Origin of the sequence: Streptomyces himalayensis subsp. himalayensis (genome assembly GCF_013778455.1) — a bacterium.
GTDB classification, from domain to species: Bacteria; Actinomycetota; Actinomycetes; order Streptomycetales; family Streptomycetaceae; genus Streptomyces; species Streptomyces himalayensis.
In genome coordinates this window covers 207,859-221,718 of record NZ_JACEHE010000017.1, presented here as the reverse complement: position 1 = coordinate 221,718, position 13,860 = coordinate 207,859, and the positions used below count along the sequence as shown (strand labels likewise).

At 71.5% G+C, this 13,860-nt stretch carries 9 protein-coding genes and 1 pseudogene; all 10 read right to left on the bottom strand.

Annotated features, from left to right (window positions below):
* Positions 1-609, bottom strand: a pseudogene (locus H1D24_RS26595) (FHA domain-containing protein); the annotation flags it as partial.
* A 103-nt stretch (positions 610-712) separates the two neighbouring features.
* Positions 713-2,062 carry a vWA domain-containing protein gene (locus H1D24_RS26590; protein WP_181660216.1) on the bottom strand — a complete coding sequence of 450 codons (1,350 nt, stop codon included), beginning with the start codon at positions 2,060-2,062 and terminating at the stop codon, positions 713-715.
* A 78-nt stretch (positions 2,063-2,140) separates the two neighbouring features.
* Positions 2,141-3,586, bottom strand: coding sequence for a PP2C family protein-serine/threonine phosphatase (locus H1D24_RS26585; RefSeq protein WP_181660235.1), 1,446 nt, complete (start codon positions 3,584-3,586; stop codon positions 2,141-2,143).
* Positions 3,587-3,686: 100 nt separating this feature from the next.
* Positions 3,687-6,299 (bottom strand): serine/threonine-protein kinase, encoded by a 2,613-nt coding sequence (locus H1D24_RS26580; protein ID WP_181660234.1) that lies wholly within the window; start codon positions 6,297-6,299, stop codon positions 3,687-3,689.
* Positions 6,300-6,346: 47 nt separating this feature from the next.
* The gene (locus H1D24_RS26575) at positions 6,347-7,699 is read right to left on the bottom strand and encodes a hypothetical protein (RefSeq protein WP_181660215.1); all 1,353 of its coding nucleotides are present in this window, start codon (positions 7,697-7,699) and stop codon (positions 6,347-6,349) included.
* An 89-nt stretch (positions 7,700-7,788) separates the two neighbouring features.
* A complete protein-coding gene (locus H1D24_RS26570) occupies positions 7,789-8,772 on the bottom strand; it encodes a glutamate ABC transporter substrate-binding protein (RefSeq protein WP_181660214.1) in 984 nt (327 codons plus the stop codon).
* A 14-nt stretch (positions 8,773-8,786) separates the two neighbouring features.
* Entirely contained in the window at positions 8,787-10,253 is a 1,467-nt protein-coding gene (locus H1D24_RS26565) for a GlnX family signal transduction membrane protein (protein ID WP_181660213.1), read from the bottom strand.
* A 429-nt stretch (positions 10,254-10,682) separates the two neighbouring features.
* Positions 10,683-11,681 (bottom strand): N-acetylglucosamine kinase, encoded by a 999-nt coding sequence (locus H1D24_RS26560; RefSeq protein WP_181660212.1) that lies wholly within the window; start codon positions 11,679-11,681, stop codon positions 10,683-10,685.
* Entirely contained in the window at positions 11,678-12,943 is a 1,266-nt protein-coding gene (locus H1D24_RS26555) for a 6-phospho-beta-glucosidase (RefSeq protein ID WP_181660211.1), read from the bottom strand. The genes H1D24_RS26560 and H1D24_RS26555 overlap by 4 nt, the downstream gene beginning before the upstream one ends.
* Positions 12,940-13,857, bottom strand: a complete 918-nt coding sequence (locus tag H1D24_RS26550; protein ID WP_181660210.1) for a carbohydrate ABC transporter permease — start codon at positions 13,855-13,857, stop codon at positions 12,940-12,942. The genes H1D24_RS26555 and H1D24_RS26550 overlap by 4 nt, the downstream gene beginning before the upstream one ends.
* Positions 13,858-13,860 lie beyond the last annotated feature (3 nt).

The following is a 13,860-nucleotide window of genomic DNA, read 5'->3' as shown; positions in this document are numbered from 1 at the left end:
GGCCCCTCCCGGGCCCCCGGCCATACCGGGACCACCCGAGGTACCAGGACCGCCCGGCCCTCCAGGACCGCCCGGACCCCTGGGACCGCCCGGACCCCCGGGACCGCCCGGACCCCCAGGGCTGGGCGGCGCGACCTGCGCCGACGGATCGCCTCCGAAGGGCGGAATCGGTTCCGCAGGCCGGTTCATCTGCGAGGGACGCGAGCTCTGGTACTCGTACGGATCAGGACCGGGACCCGGCTGCTGCTGGAACTGCAGCGCCGGGCTGGGCCCGCCAGGACCCGGACCGGGGGCCGGCGGGCGCGGGGCGGCAGGGGTGTACGAGGTCGCCGTGTTCGTCAGGAAGTTCCAGCGGCACTCCTCGCAGAACGGCGCCCCGCCCTCGCGCGGGGTGCGGCACTGCGGGCAGAGCTCGGCGTCGGGCGCCGCGTCGGGCCCGCCGAGATGCGGCCGTCCGCCCTGCGGGGCGCCGGGAGCTGGCGGCGGGAAGCCGTACCCGGGGGCCGGGGGCGGCGGCGGGGGCGGGGGCACGGCACCGGCCATGCGGTGACCGCAGACCTCGCACCAGTCGTCGGAACCCGACTGGTGTCCGTTCGGGCAGGTCGGCATGTCGGCGCTTCCCCCTCTCCTTCTCCGGCCCCAAGGCCGCTCTCGCTCCGGCCGCGTCGGCCGGTCTGCCGGTATGTGCGTGCGTCTTGTGCTACGGCAGTTCCTACGACTTCTTCACGCGAACCGTCTTCGTCGACCGAGTCTCGAGAGTCATCTCGTCGGCCTCCTCGACCTTCGCTTTCAGTCGCACAGTACCTGTCGCGGCATCGACCACGTCCACCACCTTCGCAAGGAGTTTCGCAGTATCCGCGTTTCCGGAGGCGCTGGCGAGCTGAACAGCGCGTCCCAGTTTGGCCGTTGCCCCATCGACATCTCCCGCTTTACGGGCATCCAGGCCCTGTTGGATGACTTGTGCCAGTTCTGCCTGGCCGGTGTAGTGGGCGACCTGCGCATTGATCGACGTCGACGCCGCCATGTCGTCGGTCCACACCGCCCGTACGAGACCCTGGGACAGCGTCTGGGCAGAGTCTCCCGCACCCTGAGGGATCACCAGCGATACGCGGGCGGCGAGCATCTCCTGGCCGATGCCGGCCGCGGGCACCTCGACGCAGACGTGGTAGTCGCGGGACTCGTCGCCCCAGGAACCGGTCGGATAGTCCCCGGCGCGCGGGCCTGCCTCCGTGCGACGGTCGGTCAACTCCTCGACCGTGGGCGCGACCTGCTTCACGAACTTGATCTCCGCACCCATGGGCGTCCACAGGCGCAGCGAGACGTCGGCGACCTCCTTGCCCATCGCCGTCTCCATCATCTGCGTGAAGTCCTCGGCGAGGCCCGCAGGGTCGGCGACGATGTCGGCGGTGCCGAGCAGCGCGGAGGCGATCCCGGTGACCTCGCTCACCTCCCAGTCCGTGCCGACACCGCGGGCGTCACAGGTGAAGCGGCCCGCGCAGGTGTCGAGGGCGGCCTTCAGATCCTCCGGGGACTCGTGTTCGTTGCGGCCGTCGGTCAGCAGGATTCCGTGGCGGATGGCCACATCCGCGGAGGACAGCAGGCGGTCGGCCAGACGCAGCCAGGTGCCGATCGCGGTGCCGCCGCCCGCCGACAGCCTGCGCAGCGCCTGTTTGGCCTGGTCACGGGTCGCCGCATCGGCCACGGCCAGCCGGCCGCCGCCCGGATAGACCTCCTTGGCCACATGCGTGCCACCGATCACCGCGAAGTGCACGCCGTCGCGCAGGGTGTCGATGGCGGCCGCGGTGGCGTCGCGGGCGTTGCGCATCTTCGTCGGCGGATAGTCCATCGAACCCGAACAGTCGACCATGATCGCCACCGCGGCGTCCGGGGCCCGACCCGCCGAGTAGAGGTGCGGGGCGGCCGTCGCGGAGCCGATCGTGCCGCCCCCGGTCGAGCTCACCGTGACGATCGCGTTCACCTCACGGCCGCCTTCGGGCAGGTACTCGTTCTGGTAGACCTCGACCGAGAACTGCGGCACGGTGGACTTCGAGAAGTTGGCCATGGACTCTGCTCCCCCCTGAGACTTCCCACGGCACGTGGGCGAACAATGCGTACGTGAAGTGACTCGCCGGGCTCTGTCTCAGGCCGATCCTGCCCCCTGCGGCGGGGCCGGGAACGGCAGGACCGCCACCGTTACGTTGTCGTGGCCCCCACCGTCGAGCGCATGGCCGACCAGCACCTGGGCGCTGCGCAGCGGGCGTTCGCCGGCGTCGGCGGGGATCGCCTCGGCCATCTCCTCCGCCGCTTCCGCGTAGTTCCACAGCCCGTCCGTGCACACCACCACCACACCCGGCCGGTCCGGCTTGAAGGAAGCCGTGTGGGGCTCGAGTTCGTACGCATCGGCGCCGAGCCAGCCCGTGATGGCGTGGGCGCGCTCGTCCGCGTAGGCCTCCGCCTCGCTCATCAGACCCGCGGCGACCATCTGCGCGGCCCAGGAGTCGTCCTCGGTGAGCCGCGCCGCCGGGGCCGTGCGGTCGGCCGGCACCCAGTACGCGCGGCTGTCGCCGACCCAGCCGACGACCAGCAGGCCGCCCGCGACGATGGCGCCGACCAGGGTGCACGCGGGGGCGTTCTGGTGGTGCGGAGCGTGCTCCTGCGGTGAAGTCTGCTCCTCGGCGAGTGAGTTGACTGCGTCGGAGGCGGCGATGATCGCCTCGTGCATGGCCTGCTGCGGGTGCGCACCGCGCGGCAGGCTCTCCAGGAGCGACTCGTTCGCGGCCCGGGACGCGGCGAGTGACGCCTCGTCGGGGCGGGTCGCCGACGACACGCCGTCGCAAACGACGGCGACCACGGCAAGCGAGCCGTCGGGCAGGGCGGTCGAGGAGACGGCGAACGCGTCCTCGTTGCGGTGGTGGCGCAGGCCGCGGTCGCTGACCGCGGCGACCGCGCCCAACTCCTGCTCCATGTGGTCGCGCTCGCGCGGCTGGGCGTGCCCGCAGTGCTCGCAGTAGCCGTCCTGGTCGACGCGGCCCGTGCGGCAGGCGACGCACCGCTTCGTATCGGCCTCGGGCGCCGACAGCTCGCCCGGTGGGACGGTCCGTGGATCGGTGGGGGCGTTACCGGGGTCGTCGTCCCCTGCGGGGTCCGGGGCGGCAAGGGTGTAGTCGCCGTCGGCGGAGGCGGAACCGGCAGCTCCTGGCCGTGCGGATGATCCAGGCGGTCCGGATTGCCCAGATGGTTCCTGCGATGCGGGTACTCCGCCGATGGGGGCACCTCCCAGGCCCTGAAGGCCCTGAGGGAGTACGTCACGAGAGGGTGCCCGGCCTCCCGACTCGATGCCGCGGAGGTCGGTCGGAAGATGTACCGGCACGGGGGTGTCGGAACTGTCCACCTCGGGGGCGGTCGGCCAGTCCACGGAAGGGGCCGGGGACTGGGCCGGTTCCGCGCCGTTCATGGCGATCGTGGGGTGGTCCTCCGGCGCGGTCAGCGCCGACAGGTCGTACCCGCACGCACCGCAGAACCGGTCACCCGACTCCAGCGGCTCCTCGCAGCTGGGACACGTCGCCCCGGCAGCCAGCTGGTGCATCTGCGGCGTCACTCACTTCACCTCACCACTGCGTACGGGGCGCGTCCTGCTCGTGCTGCGGTCCGGGTGACGGGGGTGCGTCCCCCGGTTCGGCGGCGCATCACACCCACGTCCGAGGGCGGAACCGGTTGGCCCGCTCCACGAGTTGAATCCTCTCCTCGCCGCCCTGGGCGAGGCGGGCAAGGGTCCGGTACGAACGCTCGAGACCGAGACGCAGTCCGCGTTCGTCCAGTTCACTGCCGAGCAGCGCCGTCCGGTCGCCGTTCAGCTGCCCGGAACCCTGGCTACCGGAGAGTACCCAGTCCAGGGCCGTGCCCAGAACCTCGGCCGACAGCTGCTCGCGGCGTACGGCATCCAGTCCGAAGGCGCCCAGTGCCTCGACCTGGCCCGCGGCCGTCGTCAGATCGTCGAGGAGGGGGTCGGCCTCCCCCGGTGCCTTGAGGGTCTGGGAGGTGCCTCCAGCGTGCCGCAGCCGCGCCCGCACCGCCGCGACCCGCGCGGCGGTGTAGTGGATGGACGACTCCGGCACGGACTCCAGCGTATGCACGGCGCCGCGCCTGTCGCCCGCCGCGAGCTGCACACGCGCCAGCCCGAACGCGGCGCTCACATAGCTGGGATCGGTCGTCCATACGAGGCGGTAGTACTCGGCGGCGTTGTCGAGCTGTCCCAGGATCTCCGCGCAGAGGCCGAGCGCGAGCTTGGGTGCGGGCTCGCCGGGGAACGCGTCGTAGACCGCGTCGAACGACAGTGCCGCGACCTCGTGGTCATCGGTGGCCAGCGCGGTGATGCCGCGGTACCAGACGACGCGCCAGTCGTCGGGGTGGTCGCTCTCCAGGTCCTCGAGGACGCGGGAGGCGGGCTCGTGCTCGCCCATCTCCAGCAGGGCCCGCAGTTCGCGCAGCCGCAGCTCCGGGGAGCCGGCCGGTGCCGCGCGCAGCACGGTGATCAGCTCCGCGGGCGCGGAGGCCATCAGGCCGGCGAGGAACCCGGCGTTGGGGTCGTTCGGGTCGACGCGGGGGACAGGCAGGGCGAGAGCCGTTGCGGCGCTCTGGACGGGTTTGACGATGGCCACCGGTGCGGTGGCGGCGCCATATGTCGCTGTGCCTCCGGCGCCCGCACCGCCGGCCGGGATCCCGGCGGCTCCGCCGCCAGGCATCGCCGTGCCTCCGCTGCCCGAGGGGACAGCCGCGCCTGAGGACAGAGCCGCGCCACCCACGGCGCCTGCCTTCCGCCCCCACCGAGGCGCGGGCACCACCCGTGCCCCCAGCCGTGAGACATCCCCGGCCGGCTCGGCGAACAACTCCGTGTCGGTCACCCGCAGTTCGGGTCCGAACAGCGTGGACAGTGCCGGACGCGGGCGGCCCGTCTGGAGGGCGACGACCTCGCGCAGTACGCCGGTGAGCTGCTCCGACATCTCCTGCGCGGAGGCGAAGCGGCGGGCCGGGTCCGGGTCGGTGGCGCGCACGAGGAGCCGGTAGAACGACTCGTACTTGCGGAAGACCTCGATGTTGCCGGGGTCCGGCAGCGAGTCCACGAAGACGTTCGTGTAGCCCTGGAAGTCGAAGGTCAGGACCGCGAGGGTCCGGGCGACCGTGTACAGGTCGGACGCGACCGACGGGCCGACCTCCGCCACCTCCGGCGCCTGGTAGCCCACGGTGCCGTATATCGCCGACTCGTCGTCGTCCATCCTGCGGACCGCGCCCATGTCGATGAGCTTGAGCTGGTCCTCGGTCTGGATGGCGTTGTCGACCTTGAAGTCGCAGTACAGCAGGTTCCGGCTGTGCAGATGGCCGAGGGCCTCCAGGGCCTCGATGCCGTATGCGCAGGCCTGCTCGACCGGCAGCGGATCACGCCGCCCGTCGGGCGTCCGGCGGCCGTTGGCGATCTCCTTGAGGGACTTGCCGCCCACGTACTCCATGACGATGTAGCCGTCCATGGAGCCGGTGCGCTGGTCGAGGTGCTCGACGAAGTTGTAGATGCGGACGATGTTGGCGTGCTCGATCTCGGCGAGGAAGCGGCGCTCGGAGATCGCGGCCTCCATCGCGTCCTGGTCGCCGGTGTCCAGCAGGCCCTTGAGGACCACCCAGCGGTCGGACACCGCGCGGTCCACGGCGAGATAGATCCAGCCGAGACCGCCGTGCGCCAGGCAGCCCGCGACCTCGTACTGGCCGTGCACGATGTCGCCCGCGCGCAACTTCGGCACGAACGAGTACGGATGGCCGCACTTGGTGCAGAAGCCCTCCGTACGTCCGGGCCTGTCCCCGCGCGGGCGGCCCACCGGCGCACCGCAGTCCGAGCGCGAGCAGAACCGCTTGCGCTCCGGCACCTCGGGGTTGTCGAGCACCATCGCGCGCGGGTCCGGGCGGGGCACGTCCGGCACCTGGACCAGGCCCGCGCCGAGGCGGCCCCGCCCCGAGGATCCCGCCGCGGAACCCGAGCTGCGCACCGACACCGACCGCGACGTCGATCGGCCGGACAGGGACCGGGACAGCCGCCCCGACACCGACCTGCGCGACGACGAGGAGCGGGACGACGTACGGGAGCTGCGCGAACCGCCGCGCACGCTGCTGCTGCCGGAGCCCTGGGAGCCGCGTGATGCCCGCGATCCCCTGCCGCCGCCCGTGATGCCCGTCGGCGACGACCCCACCATGCCCTTCTGCGAGACGACCGGCGCCAGACCGCACGTGTCGCAGTACAGTTCGCCGCCGCCCATGTCCTCGTACGCACCCGGGCAACCCGGTCGCTGGCACTGCTGCTCACTCACACCGCATCACCTCTGTCGCTCCCCGAGGGCCCCCTCCGGTCCACGGGCCCGGCCTGGCCGGGAACCCGCGGAGCCACCACCTCGACGGCCGCCTGCTGGTAGCGCAGCACCGCCGCTTCCGCCGCACGCAGGTCGCAGGGCGCGCTCCACAGCATCCGGCGCGCCGTGTCGTACCGCTCTACCAGCAGCGGGTCCTCCGCCATGCCCAGCCGCGCGACCTTCGCCTTGTACGCGTCGAGGCGGCCGCGCAGCTCCGCGCGGACCGCGAGCGGCGCCGTGACGGCTGTCAACGACTCACGGGCGCGAAGCAGTTCGTCCTCCGCCTTCTGCTCCAGCGACTCAAGGAGCGGCGAGAGCCGGTTCCACTGGCCGTGCCTGCGGTACTCGGCGGCCCTCGTCAGCTGCTCCTGCAACGCTGTCGGCGGCCCGGACACGGCGGGCACCTCGGACGCGGCGATCTTGGCGAGCACTTCGCCGCGCGCGGACCGTGCCTCGGCGAGCGTGCGGTCCGCGCGCGAGAGCACGTCGCGCAGCTTCACCAGCCGGGCCTCCGCGTCCTGGCGGACGGTGAGTACCGCGTCGATCTCGCGGCGCACCTCCTCCAGGGCCTGCGCCTCACGGTCGTACCGCGCGGTGTCCGGCCGGCCGCCGCCGGGCGCAGAACTGCCGCCCGGCGACGCCTGCCAGAAGGCCAGCGGGTCCGAGATCACCTGTTCGCGCAGCTGGAGCAGCGCACTTGTGATCCGCTCCAGGTCGTCGCCCGCCGGATGCTCGCCCCGTCGTACGCCCACGGAGTGTGCGAGTTGGCGCGTGCGCTGCAGCTCCGCCGAGAGCAGGTCGATACGGGCGGGCAGCGCGGACCACACGGCGTCCGCCGCGACGACCATGTCGAGCGACTGCGCGTAGAGCTCGTTCATCCGCTCCACCAGCTCCTGGAGCGTGTAGCTCTCACTGAGCCTGGCCGGGCCGGTGATCGACGGAGAGGGGCCGCCCCCGGCCGCGGCACCGCCGGACACGGTGACGCTCTCACCGCGCAGCAGCTCCGTCAGCTCGAGCAGGTCCTCGCGGCTGGGCCAGCGCCGGCGCGCCCGAAGGTCACGCGCGGCCCGCACGGCGGCCGTGTAAGCGTCGAAGTACGACCACAGGACGGTGATGGCGCGCTCCGTGTCCGTCCAGCGGGACTGGGTGATGCCGGTCAGCCGGGCGCCCTCGAGGAGCCTGCGGCCCGCGTGGTCCTGCAGGGCGAGGAGCGAGGTCTCGATGGCCTCGTGCTCCGCACCGAGCCGCGCCAGCGCACGGTCCACCTCGTCCCGGTCCATCACCGGCCCGGGGGGCCCCGCGACGCCCATCGATCACCTCTCTGCTTTCCGTCGTCGTCGCCCTCGCGTTCGGGGGCGGATCAACTCTTCAGTGGTACCAGGGTCGTTGCCCTCACGCCTCAGTCGCTGTACTCCGGGGCGGGAGGTTCCGCCGTGTCGGCCATGCCCGGCACGTCGGCCAGCCAGTCCTCGTACGAGGCCTGCCAGTCGCCCTTGCGGTAGTCCACCAGCACCTGGTTGACGCGCCGGACCAGGTCCTCCGCCTCCCTCTTCATCGCCACGCCGTAGTACTCCTCGGTGAACGGCTCGCCCATGAGCATGACCGTCGGGTCCTGCGCGGCCTGGCTTGCGGCCAGGGCACCGTCGGTCACGACCGCGTCGACCTCACCGAGCTGGAGCCTTACCAGGCAGTCGAGTTGGTTCGGCACCTTGGTCGAGGTATCGGCACCGAAGGAGTTCTTCTCAAGCTCGTCCTCCGCGGTGGAGCTCTTTGCCGAACAGACCTTCTTGTCCTTGAGCGTCTTGTTGTAGCCGGTGATATCAGAGTTCTTGGGGGCGAGCACCTGCTGGCCCGTCTTGAAATAGGCCGTGGAGAAGGCCACATCGTCGAGGCGATCGCAGGTGATCGTCATGGTGCGCACCACCATGTCGACATCGCCGTTCTTGATGGCGGGGATGCGCTGGTTGGTGGGGACGGCGCGGAACCGGATGTCGGGTTCGGGGCCGAGGATCTCCTCGGCGATCGCATGCACCAGGTCGATGTCGAAGCCCTCCAGCTTGCTCTCCGACTTGTTCGGGTCGCGGTAGCCCCAGCGGTAGCTGTTCTGGTCGACGCCGACGGTCAGATAGCCGCGCTTCTTGATGTCCTCGACGTAGGGTCCGTCGTTGGGCGACGGCCGCAGGCTTGCCTCGGGGTTGCAGTCGTCGGCCTTCACCTGGGCGCCCTCGGCCACGCCCTGTCCGCCCTGGCCCGTGCTGCCGTCCCCACGCGCCTGGGTCAGCGGCAGCAGCAGTGCGAAGACGGCCGTCAGGGCGCAGGCCACCGCCATCGCGGCCACGCCGCCCCAGCCCCGCAAGCTGCTCCGCAGGCGTCCCCTCAGCATCCTGGCGCCCCCTTTCACCGGTACTCCGAAAGCCTGCGTCCGATGCCGAGCACGGCAGCCGCCGCGCCCAGGACGGCGAGCACCGCGGCGCCCACGGGAAGGCCGGTCATGGCATTCCGCCCGTCCTGCGCCGCCAGCTTGAACTCCTGCTGCTCGTACTCGAGCGCGTTCTCCAGTGCGTCGTCGACATTCTCGAAGGACTCGTCCGTCGGGTCTTGGTCCCTGGCCCCGATCACCTTCTTCAGCGCGCCCTCGTAGTTGCCGGAGTCGTCCTCGCCACGCGCCTTCTTATGCCGGTCCTTCCAGTCCTTCACGTTCTCGATCGCCTCGGCCACGGGCTCCCTGCCCGCCGCGTCGTCGGCCAGCGAGGCCGCCGTACCCAGCAGACCCGTGCTGCCCTCGGCGCCGCCGAGCTGCTCCATCTGGCTCTGGTATTCGAGGTCGAACTTGTCCTTGGGCACATCGCCCACCTCGCGGGTCTCCGCGCCCCTGCTGACCAGCGTCATATTCTCGTTGCCCCGCGCCTTGAGGGAGGCGATGCGGGCGTCGTTCAGCACGTTCAGGGAGCGGACGCCGTGGTCGTACGAATCGTCGAGTCCGGCCCTGGCCACCGTGTGGCCGACGAGGAGCCAGAGCAGGACCACCGCGGAGGCGGCCGTCGCGGCGACCAGGCCATGGTTGAACACCCGGTTCGTGCGGTGGTAGTTGCGCCGCTGAGCCCAGACGAGCGCGCCGAGCGCGAGCGCGCCGATGCCTATCGCCGCCCATGGATAGGGAGTCGCGTCGTCGTAGTCCGCGCGGAGTCGCTCGTTCTCCTCTTTGTAGAGCTGCTCGGCGGCGTCCAGCATCGTCTGCATCTTGTCGTTGGCGTACCGCAGATAGGCGCCGCCCAGCGGCAGGCCCTGGCGGTTGTTGGCGCGAGCGCGCTCGATGAGGCCCGTGTACTCCGGGAGGAGCTTGTTCAGTTTGGCGATGGCGGCCGCCGATGCCGGGTCGGATCCGGAGTTCGCGGACGCCGTGGCCAGCTTCTCGGAGGCGGTCCTGATGTCTTTCTCGTACCGGTCGATGACCTCGGCCGGTTCCTGGCCGCCCGCCAGAAAGCCGCTGGACGCCGCGGTGTTGGCGTCGGCGAGGGAGCGGTAGATGTCGGCCGCGTCTCTGCTCAGGGGCTGGCTGCGGTTCAGCACGTCGTCGGCCGCGGCCGAGCGCTCGGACATCTCCCACGTGGCGACCGCGCCGAACGCCACGACCAGCAGGGCCAGTACGGCCCCGATGATCCGCAGCCGGCCGGGCTCGGTCGTCGCCGCCGTGCGCAGCCGGTCGACGCCCTCCGACCACGCGGTGCGCCGGGAGGGCACGGCGGCGAGCGGCCCGGACGGGCCGGCCGGCGCCGGTGAGGCGCCCGGCTGCGGCGGGATGGCCAGCATGGTGGGCAAGGCCGGACCCGGCGGCGCCGCCCCTCCGTTCGGCGGGTATGTCACTTGACCTCCCCCATGGTCATTCGTCGGTCACTGCCGCCCGGTGCGCAGGCACGCGGGAAGAAGTGCACGGCGGCAAGTATTGCCGCCGGGACTGACATCCGCACAGGCATTGACTGGATCTTGTTCGGATTGCAGCGCAGCGGAGCCTCCCCGCACCGCCCCCTCTCCCTTGAAACACGTGAGCGAGACCCCTTCGGTTTCCCGGCCGCACCCGCCCCGTCAACGGGACAGCCGCCGCGGTACCGGGCGCCGCATGGGGCTCCCAGGGCTGCCGTTGATGCGGGGGCAGCAACGGAGAGCCCTCGCCCACGAAATGAGGGGTGGTCAGCCCTGCGCGCGCATCACCCTACGGAGGAGGTGCGAGCGATTCGCGTTCCCTTTTCGGGTGGTGAGCCCGAAGCCCCGGCGGAGGCGCCCTCGACGCGCCTGTCAGCCCCCGTTCTCGAAATGCGCCCGCACGCGCGCGTGCACCTCCTCCGGTGCGCCCACATGGTCGAGGCCCAGCAACGCCGCGCCCAGCACCGGCCGTACGGCGACGACCTGGGGCACCGCTTTCGGTGCGCGTTCGGCCAGCAGCTCGCGGATGCGGCCGTCCAGCTGGGGATGCCGGGCCGCCAGGACGCTGCCCCCGAGCAGCACCGGTGTCTCCTCGTCCAGCAGGTCGAGCCGTTCGAGAGCGACCGTCGCCCAGGTCACGACCTCGTCAGCGAGCCGGTCGACGATCGAGCGTGCCACCGGGTCGCCGTCGGCCGCGGTGGCGAACAGCACGGGGGTGAGCTCGTGCGTCCGCGGTACGGCGATGTGCTCGAGGTGCAGCGCCTCGATCAGCGCGTACATCGAGTCGAGCCCGAAGTGGCCGGGAAGGGTGTGAGCCAGCGCGGTAGGGCCGCCCCGTCCGTCGTCGGCGCGTGCCGCGTGCCACAGCGCCTCCTCGGCCAGCCCCCAGCCCCCGCCCCAGTCCCCGGAGATACGGCCGATCGCGGGGAACCGCGCGACGCGTCCGTCGGGCCGCATGCCCGCGCAGTTGATGCCCGCGCCGCAGACGACCGCGACGCCGCGCGGCTCGGCGATGCCGGCCCGCAGGACCGCGAAGGTGTCGTTGCGCACCTCGACGCTCCCGCCCCAGTCGCGCCGTCCCAGTGCGGCCGCCAACTGCTCCTCCTCCACTGGCAGATCGGCGTTGGCAAGGCAGGCGGAGACATGCCCGACCCGGTCGGCCCCGGCCTGCACGAACGCCCGGCCGACCGCGTCGGCGAGAACGTCCACGGCCGTCTCGACGCCGACCTTAGGCGGCCGGAACCCGCCGCCGCGGGCCGCTCCGACGACTCTGCCGTCGGCGGCGACCACCGCGACGTCGGTCTTGCTGTTTCCCGCGTCGATGGCGAGAACGGACCCGGCGGTCCCGACGCCGGACTCCGGTGCGGTCATGCCCACGCGAGGTGCTCCCGGTTGTGCGCGACCAGCCGGTCGGTGAGGGCCTCGGCGTACTCGTACTGGCCGACCAGCGGGTGGGCGAGCAGGGCCCTGACCACACGGTCGCGCCCGCCGTGCAGCGCGGCCTGGAGGGCCAGGTTCTCGTACGCCGTCACGTTCGCGATCAGACCGGCGTACAGCGGGTCGAGCCGGGGCACCACGAGGGGTGTGGCGCCCTTGGACCCCACGGCGGCCTGCACCTCGATCACCGCGTCGTCGGGGAGGAACGGCAGCGTCCCGTTGTTGTACGTGTTCACCACCTGATACGGGCTGCCTCCCCCGCCGAGCAGCGAAGCGGCCAGGTCGACGGCCGCCTCCGAGTAGAAGGCGCCCCCGCGCTTGGCGAGCAGCTCCGGCTTCTCGTCCAGCGCCGGGTCGCCGTACATCTCCAGCAACTGCTTCTCCATGGCGGCCACTTCGGCGGCCCGCGACGGCTTCGTACGGAGCTCTCGTACGACCTCGTCGTGCGCGTAGAAGTAGCGCAGGTAGTACGAGGGGACGACGCCGAGGCGGTCGATGATCTGCCGGGGCAGGCGCAGGTCCGCCGCGATGGCGTCGCCGTGTTCGGCGAGCAGCCGCGGCAGGACGTTCTCGCCCTCGGGGCCGCCGAGCCGGGCACCGGTCTCCCAGGTGAGGTGGTTGAGGCCCACATGGTCCAGATGCACATCGCCGGGCGCGACCCCCAGCATCCGCGCGAACTTCCGCTGGAAACCGATCGCCACATTGCACAGGCCGACCGCCTTGTGACCGGCCTGGAGCAGCGCCCGCGTCACGATCCCCACCGGGTTGGTGAAGTCGATGATCCAGGCGCCCGGGTTGGCGCGCCGCACGCGCTCGGCGATGTCGAGGACCACGGGGACCGTGCGCAGCGCCTTGGCGAGGCCGCCCGCGCCCGTCGTCTCCTGCCCGACGCAGCCGCACTCCAGCGGCCATGTCTCGTCCTGCTCGCGGGCGGCCTGCCCGCCGACGCGCAGCTGGAGCAGCACCGCGTCGGCGCCGTCGACACCCGCGTCCAGGTCGGACGTGGTGACGATCGTCCCGTCGTGCCTCTGCCTGGCGAAGATCCGCCGGGCCAGCCCGCCGACCAGCTCGAGGCGGTCGGTGGCCGGGTCGACGAGCACGAGCTCCTCGATGGGCAGGGTGTCGCGCAACCGGGCGAAACCGTCGATCAGTTCCGGTGTGTACGTCGATCCGCCGCCGACGACTGCCAGCTTCACCCTTTGACTCCTGTCAGTGTCACGCCTTCGATGAACGCCTTCTGCGCGAAGAAGAAGACGGCGATGACCGGTGCCATGACGAGCAGCGTCGCGGCCATCGTGAGGTTCCAGTTGGTGTGGTGGTTGTCCTTGAACGACTCGAGGCCGTAACTGAGCGTCCAGGCGGCGGGATTGTCGCTGGCGTAGATCTGCGGGCCGAAGTAGTCGTTCCAGCAGTAGAAGAACTGGAACAGGGCGACGGCGGCGAGGCCCGGCTTGGCCAGCGGCACCACGACGCGCAGCAGCGTGCGCAGTTCACCGCAGCCGTCGACCTTGGCCGCGTCGAGGTACTCGTCGGGGATGGTCAGCAGGAACTGGCGCAGCAGGAAGATGCTGAAGGCGTCGCCGAACGCCATCGGGATGATCAGCGGCCACAGCGTGCCGGTCAGATGCATCTGCTTGGCCCAGAACAGATACATCGGAACGATGATGACCTGTGGCGGCAGCATCATCGCGGAGATGACCAGCATCATCGCGACCCGGCGGCCGCGGAAGCGGAACTTGGCGAGGGCGTAGGCCACCGGGAGGCTGGACACCACGGTGAGGAGCGTGCCCAGGCCCGCGTACATCAGGGTGTTGCGCCACCAGGTGAGGAAGCCGGGGGCGCTCCAGACCTGTGCGTAGTTGTCCCAGTTCCAGGACCTCGGCCACAGGGCGCTGGTCAGTGCCTGCCGGTCGTCCATCACCGAGGTGAGGAGGATGAAGACGAACGGCATCACGAAGAACAGCGCGGCGGCGATGCCGAGGGAGTGGACGGCGATCCAGTGCAGCAGCGCCTTGCGGCGGGCGGTACGGGCCGCGGATCCGCGGCCGGCCGCGTCGGCCGGGCCGCGCGAGGTGGACACGGACGGTGGTGCGGTGACGGTGTTGGTCATGGG

What these genes read in the sequence shown, in the direction of transcription:
- H1D24_RS26590 (WP_181660216.1), bottom strand. Translation starts at nt 2,062, where the DNA reads ATGGCCAACTTCTCGAAGTCCACCGTGCCGCAGTTCTCGGTCGAGGTC.
- H1D24_RS26585 (WP_181660235.1), bottom strand. Translation starts at nt 3,586, where the DNA reads ATGCACCAGCTGGCTGCCGGGGCGACGTGTCCCAGCTGCGAGGAGCCG.
- H1D24_RS26580 (WP_181660234.1), bottom strand. Translation starts at nt 6,299, where the DNA reads ATGGGCGGCGGCGAACTGTACTGCGACACGTGCGGTCTGGCGCCGGTC.
- H1D24_RS26575 (WP_181660215.1), bottom strand. Translation starts at nt 7,699, where the DNA reads ATGGGCGTCGCGGGGCCCCCCGGGCCGGTGATGGACCGGGACGAGGTG.
- H1D24_RS26570 (WP_181660214.1), bottom strand. Translation starts at nt 8,772, where the DNA reads ATGCTGAGGGGACGCCTGCGGAGCAGCTTGCGGGGCTGGGGCGGCGTG.
- H1D24_RS26560 (WP_181660212.1), bottom strand. Translation starts at nt 11,681, where the DNA reads ATGACCGCACCGGAGTCCGGCGTCGGGACCGCCGGGTCCGTTCTCGCC.
- H1D24_RS26550 (WP_181660210.1), bottom strand. Translation starts at nt 13,857, where the DNA reads ATGACCAACACCGTCACCGCACCACCGTCCGTGTCCACCTCGCGCGGC.